The sequence below is a fragment of the Chloroflexus sp. genome (assembly GCF_034435895.1).
In the GTDB taxonomy this organism is placed as follows: Bacteria; Chloroflexota; Chloroflexia; order Chloroflexales; family Chloroflexaceae; genus Chloroflexus.
This window is the reverse complement of sequence record NZ_DAOTWH010000284.1, coordinates 1-15724: the sequence shown is the minus strand read 5'-3', so window position 1 is coordinate 15724 and position 15724 is coordinate 1. Positions and strand designations below refer to the sequence as shown.

Here is a 15724-nt window from a genome sequence, read left to right as displayed (position 1 = left end):
GCGCGAACGCAGCGAGGCGCTGGCGCGGCGTTGCTGCCGTGCGCAGCAACCGATCGGCCAGCTTCGTAGGCATGGGGAAGTTCTGCGCATAGCGGCGCAGAATCAGCGCCAGCTCACGCGTCGCCGCTTGCCATTCGCGCTCGAACATCCGGCAATGCGCGCACCCGGCCAGATGCCGCCGCACCTGTTCAAACGCGCGGAGATGCTGGGCCGGATCGATCAACGCTTGCCGCACCGGCCCGCACTCATCGCTGCTCACCTGCGCCGGCAATGAATGGCGCGATGTGGGAGCTAACGCTTGCACGGCTTGCTCAAGAGTACGGATCGCATCCGCCGGCGTTTGGTCAAGCATCTTCGCCAACCGGGCGCTATCCATCCCCAACACACCATACGCTAACACGGCCATCCGCTGCGGCAACGGCATGGCCCGCAACGGCCCCAGCACCGGCGCGGCTGCCGGCGCCGGTCGCCGTTCCAGCGGACGATCGATATCGTTGGCAACCGCCACCCGATAGAGACGGGCAACCAGTTCATCAGATTGCCAGCTCGCAGGCGGATGCTGGCTGAGATCGGCTACCCATTGCCGCAATAACCGCTGCGCTGCCCGTTCGTCTGGTGCAAGCGCTAAGGCGATGCTATACAGCGTATCACCAGTTTGCGCCAACCAACGCGCCAGATTAGCTTCGATCATGGGTTTGCTCAGGGTGCTTCGTCGCAGCGGCATCATCTGCCAATTGTTGCTGCAACCGCCACATCGTCTTCACCCGCGCGCGATGCCACGCCGCGCTCTTGGGGCCAGTCTCGCGCAACAAGACGATCCGTTGCAGGGCGGTACGCAAGAGAGCGCGCCGTTGCGCCATCATTTCATCAGTATCATCGGTCGCCATAGCGATACCATTACATTAATTGGCCACCATCCGCTCAAACCGCCGTCCGGCCCGCGCTCCCGGCACCGGCGCCGATGCCAGCACTTCATCGATCACCGCATTCGCGGTCACATTGCGCACCCGCGCCGCCGGGCTAACGATCAGGCGATGGCCAAGCACCGGCTGCGCCAGCGCCTTTACATCATCAGGCGTCACGTAATCGCGCCCGTTTAACGCCGCCCACGCTTGCGCCGACCGGTACAGCGCCAACGCGCCACGGGTGCTCGCACCAAGGTAGATATCGGCATGGGTGCGGGTAGCCGTTGTCAACGCCACAATATACTCGACGATCAGATCATCGACGTGAACCTGCTTAATCTCGTCTTGGAGGGCCAGCAACTCATCGATGTCAACCACCTTGGGCAACGTTTCCAACGGATGGCCTTCGCGCTGCCGTTTGAGGATGGCAATCTCGTCGAGCCGATCGGCGTAGCCGAGATGCACCCGCAACAAAAAGCGATCGAGTTGCGCTTCCGGCAAGGGAAAGGTGCCTTCGTACTCGATCGGGTTTTGCGTTGCCAGCACCACAAACGGTTGCGGCAACGGATGGGTGATGCCATCAACCGTGATTTGCCGCTCCTCCATGGCTTCCAACAACGCCGACTGTGTTTTGGGGGTCGCGCGGTTGATCTCGTCGGCCAGCACAATTTGGGCCATAATTGGGCCGGGCCGGAATTCAAACTCGCGAGTTTGCTGGTTGAAGATCGAAACACCGGTGACATCACCGGGTAACAGATCGGGCGTACACTGAATCCGTTTGAAACTCGAACCGATCGAACGCGCAATACTTTTGGCCAACATTGTCTTACCGGTGCCGGGCACATCTTCGATCAAGACATGGCCGCGGCACAAGAGCGCCACCAGCACGAGCTCGACAATCCGGCGCTTGCCGATAATCACTTGTTCGACATTCGCCACAATGCGCGTAGCTACTTGCTGAACATGTTCCACATGCACCTCAGTTCGGATTATTGTCATTTTGATGCACAAGCAGTATACCATGATCACTGAGCGCAAGCCGGGCGCACCCGATGAACCGTTCACCCGCCTGCCTGATCCCCACTCCCTATTCTCCATTCCTATGGTATTCTGATGCAAACAGCATGACACGGAGGTCTGGCAATGCTTGAGCGGGTGGCGGTTCTCTACAATCCATTAAGTGATGCCTCGATCCAGTTATCGCGCGAAGTGGTGGACTGGTTTCACGCTCGCGGCATCAGCGCAACACGGGGTGTCTCGCAAGAGTTTCGCGATCAGCCGCAACTGGTCGCCGACTGCGACTTGATGATCGCCCTCGGTGGCGACGGCACCGTCTTGCGCGCCGCCCGGCTCTGCTTCCCTCATAACATTCCCGTCTTGCCCGTCGCACTCGGCCATCTCAGTTTTATGGCCGAAATTGGCCCCGACGAGATTTATAGCGGCTGCGAACAGATCATGAATGGCGGCGGCTGGTTCGACGAGCGGGCGCTGGTGCGCGCGCAACATTGGCGGAATGGGCAAAAACTCGGCCAGCATACTGCCCTGAACGAGGTGGTCATCTCGCGCAGCGATCTGAGCCGGATCGTCAATGTGCATGTGACGATCGATGATAGCCCGCTGACCACCTACCACGCCGATGGCGTCATTGTCGCGACGGCCACCGGCTCGACGGCGTATGCGCTCGCCGCCGGTGGCCCAATTGTTGACCCGCGTTCGCAGGCGCTAGTGCTGGTGCCGATCGCAGCCCACCTTACCAATATCCCTTCGATGGTGCTGCACGAAGACGCCGTGGTGACGATGCAGCTCCGGTCGCGCCACCATGCGTTGCTCGCAGTCGATGGCCGCGAGAACATCGATCTCGTCGAAGGCGATGAAGTCGTGGTGCGCCGCAGTCCGCAGGTCTGCACCTTTGTCCGCCTGCGCCCGAGCAATCAGTTTTATACTCAATTAGTCGCCCGCTTGCGCCGCTCATAAGGTGCGCCGATTGCGCTCAACGGCACGAGATGAGTTACACTACAGGCATAGTGGAGAGGGCACAAGGAGAAGACGAGGTATGATTCGTTACACAGGTGCTTCGGTAAGTGGGCGGATTAACGCTCCGGTCGAGGCCATTTGGGAACTGGTCAGCGATGTCGAGCGCCATCCGCAGATCGCCGGCAGCGGCGAAGTGCAGGCCGTGACCATCCGCGACGGGCGACCGCTCGAGGTTGGCGCAGTGTTTGAGTCACAACAGTTGATGCGTGGCCTCCATTATGTCACCGCGAACCGGATCGTGATCTGGGATCCGCCGTATCGCTTTGCGTGGCGCGTTGGTCTGCCGAGCGCGCCCGGCATTGCCCAAATCTGGATGTTTGCCCTGCAACCGGAAGCCAACGGCACCCGCGTTACGAATGGCGTTGCCCTGATTTACGCACTGCCGACCTTCTTCCCATTCTCGTTGCTGCGCAAGAAGCTGGCCAAAGGCTACGCCAACTCGATGCTCCCGACGCTCGATAATCTGGCCCGTATGGTCAATGCGCCGCCGCCTGACGATGTGCGCGTGATCACCGAGCCACCGGCTGAGCTGACCGCGATGTTGCCGCCGCTCATCGTTCCCGGTGCGACGATGGTGGCAGCGGCGGTCGCCGCCGTCGCCGGAATCCTCGCCCTCCGCCGCCGCAACCCACACTAACGTCGAGGTGCAGAGAACGCAAAGGACGCTAAGTATCTAAACGCAAAGGCGTGAAGGGCGCCAAGCTCGCAAAGGTTTTTAGATAGTCTCCACAAACTTCGCGCGCCGTTGCGTGTTGCCGCTTTGCGTCTCGGAAATGGGAACAGATACAACCCCTCCCCCAGCGGGGGAGGGGCACGGGGTGGGGGCATCAGCCCGCGCAGCGGGCTTCGTAACCCTAGCCCGGCCCTTCAGGGCCGGGTGCCGAACAGAAGTGCTGTCCGCCCTTGAAACCCAGCGGGGGAGGGGCACGGGGTGGGGCTAACCCAAAGACGCAAAGGCGCGAAGGGCGCCAAGCCGGCAAAGGTTTTTAGATAGTCTCCACAAACTTCGCGTGCCGTTGCGTGTTACCGCTTTGCGTCTTGGTGTTTATCCCCTGCGTCGAAGGGACGGACTGCCGTCCATCTCGACGTTCATTTTATCCTCAACATTATGGGAGACTACATTACGTTGACCGTCTCTACCCCCTTCGCGCCGTTTCGATCACGGCAACGGTATGCCAAGGGTTGTGCTGCCGCCGCGCGCACCCCCGCCGGGGAAGATCGACCGCTCGGCCACAATCGGTTGGTTACTGCGCACGATCGCTGCCACTGCGGTTTCGTTCGGGAAGGCTTCGTGCATCGCTAGCGTATACCGCGCCCCTGCTGGAATCCGCACGCTCAGCTCGGTCTTGGTGCCGTCACCGAAGATTGCTTCAACCGTCACAATTGCCGCCAGCGGACTCACATTGCTGAGGCAGAGGTAATACGCTGCATCGCTGGTACGGCCATCGATAAAAGCCCACCGATAGGCCGGCGCAGGCGCTCCGGCGCCAAGCGTCCCCACCGCACCGCCGACAAAGCGCATCGCTCGTTCAACTACGACCGGACGGTCGGCAACCACTTCAGTAGCGAAGCCGAGATCAGGCACGACTTCGTTAGCGTCAATCGCCAGTTGCGCCCGCGGCGGAATGGCGTAGCGCCGCGTCGCCGCCACCCCTTGCGGACCGCGGAAGATGGCCTCGACATTGGCCGGTTGGTTATTGGGATTCAACACCAACAACTGGGTGCGAAACCCGCCTTCAGTGGTACCCTCGGCGAACAACCAGCGCCGCGAGAGCGTATCAATGCCTCGCCCCGTATGCAACCCGCTCCCGCCGGGACCAAACCGCATCGTGCGCTCGACCGCCACCGGTTGGCTGGCGATCACCCGGATGCCAAAGCTAGCATCGGCCAACGGGCGCGTGCCATCGGGCAAGGTAACATCATGCACCGCAACCACCAACCGGTTGCGCGCCCCGATCTGCACCTCTTGCTTAAAGACCGTCCCGTTGCGCTGCATATAGGTGATTTGGGCGCGGGTATCGCTCGGCTGAGGGTTAAAGATGATCACGTAGGTCTGCGTCTGCTCGGTGGTGCTGCCCTCGGCAAAATACCACACCCGCGAGAGCCGATCGATGCCCGGCCCGCTGTCAATATCGCTGACCAGCGCCATCGAGCGCTCGGCCAAGATTGGCTCGTTCGCTTCAACGATGGCCGGCAACGCATTCGCGCCCGGCACAACCTCGTTGGCATTCAAATCGGCCCTGCCGCCTCCCGGCACTTGCACGTTGCGCACCACCGGCTGGCCGGCAGGCGGGAAGAAGGTAATGCGAGCGGTAGCTGGCCGTGAGGCTGGATTGTACAGGCTGAGACGTTGGCTATAGCCGGCGGTATTGCCCTCGGCGAAATACCAGCGCGCGCGCACCGTCGCGCTATCGGCTTGCGCGCGCAGCGCCGGCAAGAGCGCGCGGAAGGCGGGATAGGGGTCAGGCGCAGCGGCATACACTTCATAGTGGCCGGCAATCGTTGGGCGCAACCCGCCGCCCGCCGCTGGTTGCTGCCCGTTTGGCGCAAGGTTGTAGGTCTGGGTGAGCCATGCCAGCAACGCTACGAGACGCGCTTGGGCCGCCGGGGTTGGCGGTTGATCAGCCGGGGTGAGCAAGGCAATCTGCACATCCGCCGCGCTGCCAGCTACCCGCCGCACCAGCGAGGTCGGCCCGCCCAAGCGGCCCTCAAACAGATTGCCTTCGCTATCAATAATGTAATGGTAAATCAGATCGTCCCAATCGAGCACCTTGGTCTGGTAGACCAGCAAGGCGCGCAGATAGGCGAGTGTCGCCGCCGGCGATACATCAACCGGCACTTGGTGAATCACAACCCCCTGCGGATCGCGCCGGTCAGACCGGGCCGCCGCCGGTTCCGCCCAATCGGCACGCGCAATCTGCAACGGGCGCGACGTCAGTACCGGCTGGCCGAACATAATCGGGCGTTGCGGCAGGCCGGCAGCAAAGATCGGCGGCGTGATCTGCGTCGCCAAATACGAGACGGTCACATCATTCAGCACCGCCGAAGCGCGCGGAATCTGGCTGGTAAACGTCGCCCGCAGTTGTAAATAGCGGGTATCTTCCGGCAAGGCCAGCGGCACAACTGTCGTGAGTGCATCGGCATCGGCGGCGGGCGGTTCATCGGCCACCACCAGCGGCTGCCACGGCCCCCACCCCTCGTCACCGCTGGCCGGCGGCGTTGCCCGCGCCCGCAGCTCCAAGCGAAGATCGGTGCCTTCAACTAGTTCGCCGCGCCAGATAGCGCCGGCAGCATTCGTGGCAAAGGCCGTTTCAAACGGCGCCGAGATAAAGCTGCCTTCAACTGCTTCGGCATCAAGTCGCAATTCACCGCCGGCATTATTCGTCACCAGCAAACCAGTGATAGCGCCGGCTTGCCAATCGCGCACACTGCTCAACCGCCAACTTGATACTTGCGCCGCCAGACTGCTCGGTCGCGCCGCCACCGGATACGTCGCTGCCATCATCGCTGCCAGCGTGATCAGCAGACCAATCCTCAGCGCTACTTGTCGGATCATAACCTTGTGCCCCGCTGCCAGAGCGACCATTGCCACTCGGCCCAGATCAGGCTGTTGTCACCCAAGTGTGTAATTTGTGCAAATAATTATACTGGCAGCGACGCGATTTCGTCCACTTTTTTTCGCTAAAATGAATGACAATTACGCCAAAGAGACGGCCCGCGAGGCCGTCTCTTCACAGCGTAACCGTCGGAGCGGCTGGTTTACGGCGCAGGCCGCACCGCACCATTAAACGCGCCTTTGTAAATATTGGCCGAATCGTACAACAACCATCCTGCTGCTGCTTCCGGCTGCTCTTCGGTGGCATCAATCTGCGCCCGCACCTCAGCCGGGCCATACTCAACCACCACCGACGACCACGGGTCGGTATGGTCTTGCAGCCATGGCCGTTGCTTGGCATAGCTGGCAATCATCTGGCGGCCACCGTTCCGCACCGCGATCTTCAGTGTCTCGTAGGGGAATTTCACCGGCACTGCGATATTTTCCAACCCGCTCCACCACAACGATGGGTACGGCATTGGGCACACATAGTCGGTAAACTCACCCATACGCGTCATATCTTGCGCGATCGTCAGCGAGGGGCCATTGACCACGCGCCCAAAGACATCGACCGACATGAACGCACCGGCAGCATTGACCGCATAGTGCGCGCGCTGCATAAACTCAAGGATGACCTCGAACATGAAGCCCGGATTATCGACTGGATCGATTGGCTCGCTGAACATCAGTTTATCGCGGAATTCGGCCCGGGTGCCAAACCAATCCGGGAAGCGAATATAGTCAAAGTTGATCTCGTCAAACCCCATCTGGGCCGCTTCCACCGCCAGCGCAATGTTGTAATCCCAGACATTCTGGTTGGTCGGGTCGAGGTAGGCGTAGCGAATGCCCGGCCCCGGATAGTCGGCATAGACTTCGCCGGTCGAACGCAGCCGGATCGACCATTCGGGCCGCGCATCCGACAGCGCATTATCATGCGAGAAGAGCTGCACACGAGCAATCGTGTAGATGCCGCGCTCTTTGGCTTTCGCCAAAATCGAGGCAAAATCAACCTTCGGCGTGCTAAGGCCCAACTCGCGCACAAGCGGCACTTGCGAATCGTAGTAGACTTTACCGAGATCGTCACGCAGGTCGCTCTTGATATCGATCACGATCGCGTTCAGCTCGGTGCGATCGATCAGATCGAGGAAGCGATCAACCAAGCGCGGCACCGATGCTACCGCCGCCGTGATATAGATACCACGCACATAGAAGGGTTCTAGCGCAATTTGTTCCGGCATGTTGCCCGGCTCAATCGGAATGACCTTCTTGGCATAGCCCGGCGCCAGCACCTGCACAAAGCCGCGTTCGGGCAGATTGGGCAGGCGGAAACGGCCTTCCACACTATCGTTGATCCGCACAAAGCCAACCGCCGTCGAGGTCAGCGTTTCCGTCGCAATGATCGCCGCGTTCGGCACCGGCTTACCGGTCGTGGCGTCAACCAACTGGCCAAAGAGGGTATCAGGCCGGACCGCCACATCCAGTGCGGTGGTGCGGGTAAACGGTTGCGTGACTGCGGCAAAGCCTTCCGCCTCAACAGTAAGTTCACCCTGTTCAGGCACCTCGCGCAACTGATACGTTCCATCAACGCCAGTCGTTGCGCTCAGTTCACCCACCGTCACCTTCGCCCCAGCCACCGGCTGGCCAGTGTAGACATTCGTCACCGCTCCGCTCAGCGTATTTGGGCGCAAGCTGACATCAAGCGCCGTCGCCCGCGTTATGGTCTCCGTCGCCGGCGCATAATCGGGCGCACCCACCGTAACTGTAAACGATTCCGGCACACCGGCAAGGGTATACGCGCCGGAATTGTCAGTCACCGCTTGCGCCGTCTCGTTGCCCTCCAATCGCACTTGCGCGCCGCTGATCGGCTGGCCAGTGTAGAGATCGGTCACCACGCCGCTGAGCACATTCGGGCGCAGGGAGGTGGTAATGGTCACGGTAAAGACCCCGCTCTGGCCCACGCCGAGTTGATCGGCGAGCGGCAGGTTGAGCGGCTCGTAAGCGGGGGCCTGCAACGCCAAGGTATCTTCAGGCCGCCAGCGTTCAGTCTGAAAGCGGCCTTGCTCATCGGTAGTCAGTGTCTGATCGCCAATCGCCACCGTTACGCCAGACAGGGGTGCGCCGGTGTAGGCATCGGTCACGACACCGGTCAAGATAACAGGCTGGACAGCACATCCAGCCAACACTGCGACAATCAGAGCCCAGAGAATCCAGAAGCGCACAATGCGCCGGGTAAACAACACCATAGTTGCCAGACTCCTCTAGGTGGAATGGGCCGGGTATCGATCCTCACCGGTTTGGGGTATCTTAAAAGGTTGGCGAGCGAATGTCAAGCATTGGAACATTTGAACCATGCAGCGCATTGCAACCCTACACCTGTTGCACGACCGGCGCCGGCTGCTCGATCACTACCTCATAAATGAGGTGTTCTTCTTGTTTGCCCTTGAGGCGGGTCGCCCCCAATTCACGCAATGGGTACGGCAACTGGCCGCCGAGTGCGTTAACCAAATGAGAGGAGACGATAATTTGACCGGCTTGCGCAATCCCGCACAAGCGCGAGGCGGTGTTGACCACATCACCGATCAATGTATAGTCTTGGCGTTGTTCGGAACCGATATTGCCAACTACTGCCGAACCATAGCTAATCCCGATCCCCATCCCGATCCGCAGATTCAGTTGCGCTTGCCAGATCTTGGCGAGCCGGGCAAAGGCTTGTTGCATCGCCACGGCAGCCAGCACCGCCCGTTGCGGATCGTCGGCATGGGTGATTGGCGAGCCAAAGACCCCGATTAGACCATCGCCGAGAAATTTGTCAATCGTGCCGTCATAGGCATAGAGGGCATCGGTCATCGCGGTGAAATAACGGTTGAGAATGTGCTCGACCAGCACCCGAGCGTCGATCTGCTCGGTCAAGGCGGTAAAGCCGCGCATATCGGCAAAGAGCACCGCCACTGTGCGCTCGGTCGGTGCGCTGAAATCGCTGCCGGCGCTGAGCAGCCGTTCGGCCACTTGCGGCGAGACGTAGCGACGAAAGACGCTGCGCACCCGCTCGCGCTCTTGCCGTTCGAGCTGTTTGATCGCGCTGATATCACGGAACACGACCACCCGCCCGAGATCCTTCGCGTCACTGCTGCACACCGGCGCAATGCTGACGCTATAGTGCAGATTGGGTTGCGGCTCGATCTCCACCGTCGTCGGCGCATTATGATCAAGGAGCGGCACAATCGAGCGCAACGCCGGACAGACATCGACCCCTTGCCCATGATGCAACGCCGGATCGATCTGCAAGCGCTCGCGTGCCGCCGGATTCGCCAGCAGCAAGCGCGCCTCAGGGTCGATCAGCACAATCGGATCGGTCGCGCTACGCAACACGGCATCGAGAGTTGAGCGCTCGTCATTCACCACTCGATACAGCCGGGCATTCTCAAGAATCTGCACGATCAAACTCGCAACGGTAGACGCCATCTCTAATTCGGTCTTTTCAAACGGCCCGCGCTTGGTCGTGTCAAGGCAGAGCACACCCTGCGTTTGGCCATTGACCACGAGCGGCACCAGCAACACATCGCGCACGCCGCGCCCTGCGAGAAATGCCTGTAAGGGCGCTACATCGGCTCGTTCGGGCAGATTCTCAACGTGCTGAGGCTGCTGTAACGTGGCTACTTGCGCTGCCAGAAATGGATGTTGTTGGACAAACTTGGTCAAATCAGCATCGTGCAGCGCTGCCATCCCGCTCAACGCGATCACCGTATCACCCGGTTGCGGGCCAAAGAGCAAGATGGCAGCCTGCTCGACCCGAAAAATGTGCGCCACCGTCTCGACCGTATGGTGCAGATTCTCTGGCGCGGCAAATTGAGCCGTCAAGGCCAATGACAGGCGATTGATCTCGCTCAATTGATCAATCCGGCGCTGTTCACTCTCGAACAGGCGGGCATTACCGATCGCAATCGCGAGTTGGTTGGCAATTGCCAGCAATATCGCTTCATCGTTGGCGCTAAAGGCGGCTAGGTGGGGACTACGCACCTCAATCGTGCCTAACACCTCACGCGGCGACAACACCGGCACGCTGAGGGCCGAGCGCATGCGATCTTCATCGGGCAGTACCGGCAAAAACCGCGCGTCTTGGGCCAAATCATCAATGCGCAATGGCTCACGGTGGCGGCATACCCAACCGCTCACCCCTTGATCGATCCCCAACGAAATATGGTTTGGCTCTGACCGGTACGACCCGGCAACCGCTTTCACAACCAGCCGATCGTGTTGCCGGATCACCAGTGCGACCAACGGGTAGCCGAACTGGTAGTGGATCATTTGCACCAACAGCCGGCCCAGTTGATCCATCTGCATCAATTCTGACAGCAGCCGGTTAATGTCGTTGATCCGGCGTAATTCCTCCGCGCGCCGTGCCAGCAACCCCTTCTGTTGTTCGCTGAGCCGGTAGAGGCGAGCGCTTTCCAATGCCACTGCGCTTTGGGCTGCGACTGAGGCCAGCAATTCGAGGTGCTCAGCCGTGAAATGCCCCGGCGTGTGATGCACCAGCGTGATCACCCCCCACGCGCGGTTATCGCGGATGATCGGCATCGCCGCTACCGAGCGCACGTCGTTGTGGAGGTCAGAGGTCACCAACCAGCGTGAATCGAGCCGGGTATCGGTGATCAAGACTGGGCCGCGCTCGCGCAGCGCCAACCAAACCACCCCGTACCGCAAGATATCGTTTAATTCAGCAGTGGCAGGATGGTGGCTGCTGGAATAGAGCAACAGCTTCTCTTCGTCAAAGCCGGTCAAAATGATACTAGCCCGAATCGCGCCCACCGCATCGGCGAGATGGTTGAGAAAGCCGGTCAACAGCACATCGAGGTCAATACTTGAACCAAGATTACGCGAGAGGTGCAACAACAGCTCAGTTTTGCGCTGCTCTTGTTGCAGGCTGCGCTGCGCCCGTTGCAACCGCAAGAGCGCCCGCACCCGCGCCAGCAAGAGGTTAAAATCGACCGGCTTGACCAGCACATCATCAGCGCCAGCGTCAAGGTTGCTGACGCTTGTGTTGAGATCGGCATGGGCCGAAACGATAATGATCGGGATGAAGGGTTTAGAACGATCCGCTTTGATCCGCCGGGTCACTTCAGCGCCATCAACACCCGGCAGCGCCAGATCGAGCAGGATGAGATCGGGAGTAATTAATTGCAGGAAGCTTAACGCCTCTTCACCCGAAACCGCCACCGAAACGCGAAAACCGTCACGGCTCAGCACCGCTTGAAAGATGCGACGGATATCGGGATCGTCTTCCACCACTAAGATGTGAGCTGGCTCGGGCATACCTACTCCCGGACACGCATCCATTGCGTATAGTATAGCATGCTGCTGCGCTGAACTACCACACCTAAGAGGATTGACGGCCTGTTCACCCCAGTTCCGCCGCTAATGCGACTGTTTGCGCGTGAATATCAACGGTATCGCTCATCTGGCGCGCATAGCCGCCGGCCATCGTTACCACCACCGGTACACCCGCCGATCGGCAAGCGGCAAAGACCACCCGGTCACGCTCAGCTAACCCGGCCTTGGTGAGGCTGAGCCGGCCCAACCGGTCGTCGTAGTAGGGATCAGCGCCGGCCAGATAAATCACCAGATCGGGCTTGGCAGCAGCGAAAGTTTGCCGCAAGCCCCATTCCAGTGCATCGAGATAAGCAGCATCGCCGGTAGCGTCGGGCAAGGCGATGTCGAGATCACTCTGCTGTTTGCGAAAGGGGAAATTGTGCGCACCGTGGATCGAAAAGGTAAAGATGGTTGGATCACCGGCCAGAATCGCGGCAGTGCCATCACCCTGATGGACATCGCAATCGACAATCGCGATCCAGCGCGCGCGGCCTTCGGCCTGCATCGCGCGCGCCGCCACGGCTGCGTCGTTAAAGACGCAATACCCAGCGCCGGCATCGGCAAAAGCGTGATGAGTGCCACCGGCTAAATTGACACCAACCCCCTCGCTGAGCGCCACCCGGCAGGCCGCGATCGTTGCCCCTGCCGACCGGCGCGAACGCTCGACCATCTGTGGCGACCACGGGAAGCCGATCCGGCGCTGCTCGGCACTGCTCAGTTCCCCCTGCAAGACCCGCTCGATGTAGGCTGGCGTATGGGCCCGCGCCAGTTCGGCGACACTCGCCGGTTCAGGCACGTGCAACCGTTCAGGCGATACGATCCCCTCTGCCAACACCCGCTCGCGCAACAGCGCGTACTTCTCCATCGGAAAGCGGTGGCCCGGCGGCAACGGCAAGACAAAGGTGTCCGAATAAAAGACGCGCATCTATTCAACCATGCCTGCATTGGCCGGCGCTTGGCGTCGGCGCTCTTCACCTAACCAGCGCAATGCCCGCACCACCAACAACACGACCGTCAATGGCACCAACAACAACCCGACCACCGCACTGTAGACGGGTAATTCATCGCTGCCGTTTGCGCTCAGGATCAGGTAGAGCGTATAGCTGAGGTAATAGGCCAGCAACAAGCTGCCCTCGCGCTGCGAGACGATCCGGCGCGTGATAAAAATCGGTGCACAGATGAGGGCCGCCCCAACCATCACCGGCAGATCGAGCCGGATCGTCTCGGCGGGCACCTCAATCGGCTGGGGCGAGAGCACCATGGTCAGCGCCAGCACAAACAGCAGGTTGAGCACATTGCTGCCAATCACATTCCCCACCGCAATATCGCGCTCGCCGCGCAAGCCGGCAATCACCGAGGTGGCAATTTCGGGCAACGAGGTGCCGACAGCCACGATCGTCAAGCCGATGATCAGCTCGCTGACGCCAAACCACGTCGCAAAAGTCACTGCGCCATCCACCAGCCAATTCGCCCCTAGCACCAGCAGCGCCAGCCCTCCCGCTATCATCGCCGCCTGCAACACCCGCACTCGCCAAGGATGATGGTGCGCATGGCGCTGCTGCGAATGATCAGAATGGACGCCACGCGGCCAGATCACCCACAGATACGCGATCAAGCCGAATAGCATAATCGCGCCGTCAATCCGCGACAGCGAACGATCAAGCGCCAACAGCAAGGTCAAGATCGACGCGCCAATCATGACCGGCAAATCGCGGCGAAAGATCTGGCGATCGACCGGCAGCGGGCCAAACATCGCTGCTACGCCTAAAATTAACATGATATTGGCGATATTGCTGCCGACAATATTGCCCAATGTAATCGCGCCTTGCCCATTGAATGCCGCTTGCAGACTTACGGCAATTTCGGGCGAACTCGTCCCCACCGCTACCACCGTCAAGCCAATAATCAACGGCGAAACGCCAAGGCCGGCGGCAAAGCTCGCAGCGCCGCGCACGAGCAGATCGGCGCCAAACACCAACAACACAATCCCGGCCACAAACATGGCGATGACCATACATCCTTCCTAACACAACGCGCCCCCTGTCATTGACAGGGGGCGGAGTAATCCCGCGCACGAGCCAGTTGAGGCGCGACCGGCTCGAAGGGAAGCGTTAATAACGCCGACCGCCGAAGCCGCCGCGATCACCGCGATCACCGCCGGAACGAGGGCCGCGCGAACCCTTATCCTCGGCTTCATTGACCCGAATCTCACGACCGTTGATGGGCTGGCCATTGGTTTGGCTAATCACCTTCGCCACATCGGCGACTTCCATCTCGACAAAGCCAAACCCGCGCGACCGGCCCGTCTCACGATCATTGATCACCCGCGCGCTGCGCACATCGCCATAAGCCTGAAAGAAGGACTCGAGCGTTGCATCATCAACGCTCCACGCCAAATTGCCAACAAAGAGCTTCACGTACATCCGGTCCCACTCCCTCCGCGTTGCTTGCCCAACGCAGTCATTCACGGGGCTTGCGCCCACAAACCACGCCTCCGAAACTGCACGCTACTCACTTCGCCTCACAGCGGGTAGCGGTCCACAGCGCCGCGTGCTGATCCTCGGGCGTGGAGGTCATGCGGACAAGGGAGTCGATCGAGCCCCAGACGGACGAACAGACTCTCGCGGCGACGTGACGCTGTGTAACGGCTATAGTGTAGCACATCCGCCGCGAGATGAAAAGACCTTTGAAGTTTCAGTTAATAGATAGTTACGGAAATTCTTGTCTTCCCCTTGTTGGCATTGCGCAGGCGCAACGCGATCAACGCCAGATCCCGCTTGCGCGTCTATAATCCCTGAACCTCTACCTTGTCATTGCAAAGCGACGTAGGGGCAGCGCAGCGCGCTGCCTGCGCCCCCGAAGCAATCTCCCGATCGAGCAGGAGAACTGCCTGAGCAGGTGCAATCCGCTATCGTGCGGGGTTGCTGCGCCGCGCAGGTCATAGCAGTGCTATGCCCTAGCGACATACCCCCGGCGAGCACAACTGTTGATCGTTGTGCGATACCGCACCGCTCGGATCTACGCTCCCCTCTCCCGCGCCAGTGGGAGAGGGGCTGGGGGTGAGGGTATAACAACGCATCTCAAAGCCATCAACTCTATCTGCGCACAGGGCTTCAGTCCACCCTTAAACTGGCGTGGGAAAGGGGCTGGGGGTGAGTACCGCCGAGCAGAAGAGCCACTAAGATACCCAAATGATGCAAAACATCTGATGATTTTTACGCCTTTTGTGTCTTTTCGTGGCTATTCCGCCCGCGCAGCGGGCTTCGTACTCCTAGCCCGGCCCTTTAGGGCTAGGCCGAAGCATCACCACGAAAAGGCGCAAAAGACACGAAGAACATGATAGTTTTGCGTCTTTTTGTGGCCATTTCTCACCACTCCCCGCTCCCGCGCCAGCCCTTTAAGACTGCCGCCCGATCAAGCTTTGGGTGAGCGCGCGCAAGCGGTCGCGCGCAGCAGCCGCGGTTGCTGTCGGCGGTTGCACGGCTGCCAGTGCAGCGAACGCCGCCTGATGGTGATCGTTCGCGATCGCCGCGCAATAGGCGCGTGAACCAGCCGCGTCGAGGATCGCCAACACCTCGGCAACGGCGGCATCATCGAGTGCCGGTTGGCGATAGAGTTCGGCCAGCCGCGCCCGATCTGGGCTATGGGTCAGGGCATGCACCACCGGCAAGCTCACCTTGCGCCGGTAGAGATCGGCGGCAAACGGCTTGCCCGTCTGTTCCGGCGCGCCCCAAATCCCCAGAATATCATCTTCGATTTGGAATCCTAACCCCAACGCGCGGCCAAAATCGGCCAGCGCCGCCACCGTCGCGTCAAGCGCGCC

At 60.4% G+C, this 15724-nt stretch carries 11 protein-coding genes and 1 pseudogene; 2 read left to right on the top strand and 10 right to left on the bottom strand.

The genetic code is table 11. The features are described from left to right. From U9R81_RS16030 to U9R81_RS16020, 3 genes and pseudogenes are all read right to left on the bottom strand, one after another. Positions 1-691, bottom strand: a pseudogene (locus U9R81_RS16030) (anti-sigma factor); the annotation flags it as partial. Further along, positions 678-887 (bottom strand): hypothetical protein, encoded by a 210-nt coding sequence (locus U9R81_RS16025; RefSeq protein ID WP_322496432.1) that lies wholly within the window; start codon positions 885-887, stop codon positions 678-680. The pseudogene U9R81_RS16030 and the gene U9R81_RS16025, both read right to left, overlap by 14 nt. Before the next feature lie 15 nt (positions 888-902). Continuing rightward, complete coding sequence (locus tag U9R81_RS16020; protein ID WP_322496431.1) at positions 903-1877, bottom strand: MoxR family ATPase; 975 nt, start codon at positions 1875-1877, stop codon at positions 903-905. 171 nt (positions 1878-2048) lie between these two features. On the opposite strand from U9R81_RS16020, the gene U9R81_RS16015 reads away from it, so the two are divergent. Continuing rightward, positions 2049-2879 carry an NAD(+)/NADH kinase gene (locus U9R81_RS16015; protein WP_322496430.1) on the top strand — a complete coding sequence of 277 codons (831 nt, stop codon included), beginning with the start codon at positions 2049-2051 and terminating at the stop codon, positions 2877-2879. Positions 2880-2958: 79 nt separating this feature from the next. Continuing rightward, complete coding sequence (locus tag U9R81_RS16010) at positions 2959-3576, top strand: SRPBCC family protein (protein ID WP_322496429.1); 618 nt, start codon at positions 2959-2961, stop codon at positions 3574-3576. 522 nt (positions 3577-4098) lie between these two features. On the opposite strand, the gene U9R81_RS16005 is transcribed toward U9R81_RS16010, so the two are convergent. From U9R81_RS16005 to U9R81_RS15975, 7 genes are all read right to left on the bottom strand, one after another. Further along, entirely contained in the window at positions 4099-6495 is a 2397-nt protein-coding gene (locus U9R81_RS16005) for a peptidoglycan recognition family protein (RefSeq protein ID WP_322496428.1), read from the bottom strand. 203 nt (positions 6496-6698) lie between these two features. Next, a complete protein-coding gene (locus U9R81_RS16000; RefSeq protein ID WP_322496427.1) occupies positions 6699-8777 on the bottom strand; it encodes a putative glycoside hydrolase in 2079 nt (692 codons plus the stop codon). A 124-nt stretch (positions 8778-8901) separates the two neighbouring features. Then, positions 8902-11844 carry a GAF domain-containing protein gene (locus U9R81_RS15995; protein WP_322496426.1) on the bottom strand — a complete coding sequence of 981 codons (2943 nt, stop codon included), beginning with the start codon at positions 11842-11844 and terminating at the stop codon, positions 8902-8904. An 85-nt stretch (positions 11845-11929) separates the two neighbouring features. Continuing rightward, positions 11930-12826 carry a histone deacetylase gene (locus U9R81_RS15990; RefSeq protein WP_322496425.1) on the bottom strand — a complete coding sequence of 299 codons (897 nt, stop codon included), beginning with the start codon at positions 12824-12826 and terminating at the stop codon, positions 11930-11932. Next, positions 12827-13915: a calcium/sodium antiporter gene (locus U9R81_RS15985; RefSeq protein ID WP_322496424.1), complete on the bottom strand. Its 1089-nt coding sequence runs from the start codon at positions 13913-13915 to the stop codon at positions 12827-12829. Between the two features lie 97 nt (positions 13916-14012). Beyond that, the gene (locus U9R81_RS15980) at positions 14013-14324 is read right to left on the bottom strand and encodes an RNA recognition motif domain-containing protein (protein WP_066790207.1); all 312 of its coding nucleotides are present in this window, start codon (positions 14322-14324) and stop codon (positions 14013-14015) included. 974 nt (positions 14325-15298) lie between these two features. Further along, positions 15299-15724: polyprenyl synthetase family protein (locus tag U9R81_RS15975; protein ID WP_322496423.1), on the bottom strand; the 426-nt coding region annotated here is incomplete at its 5' end.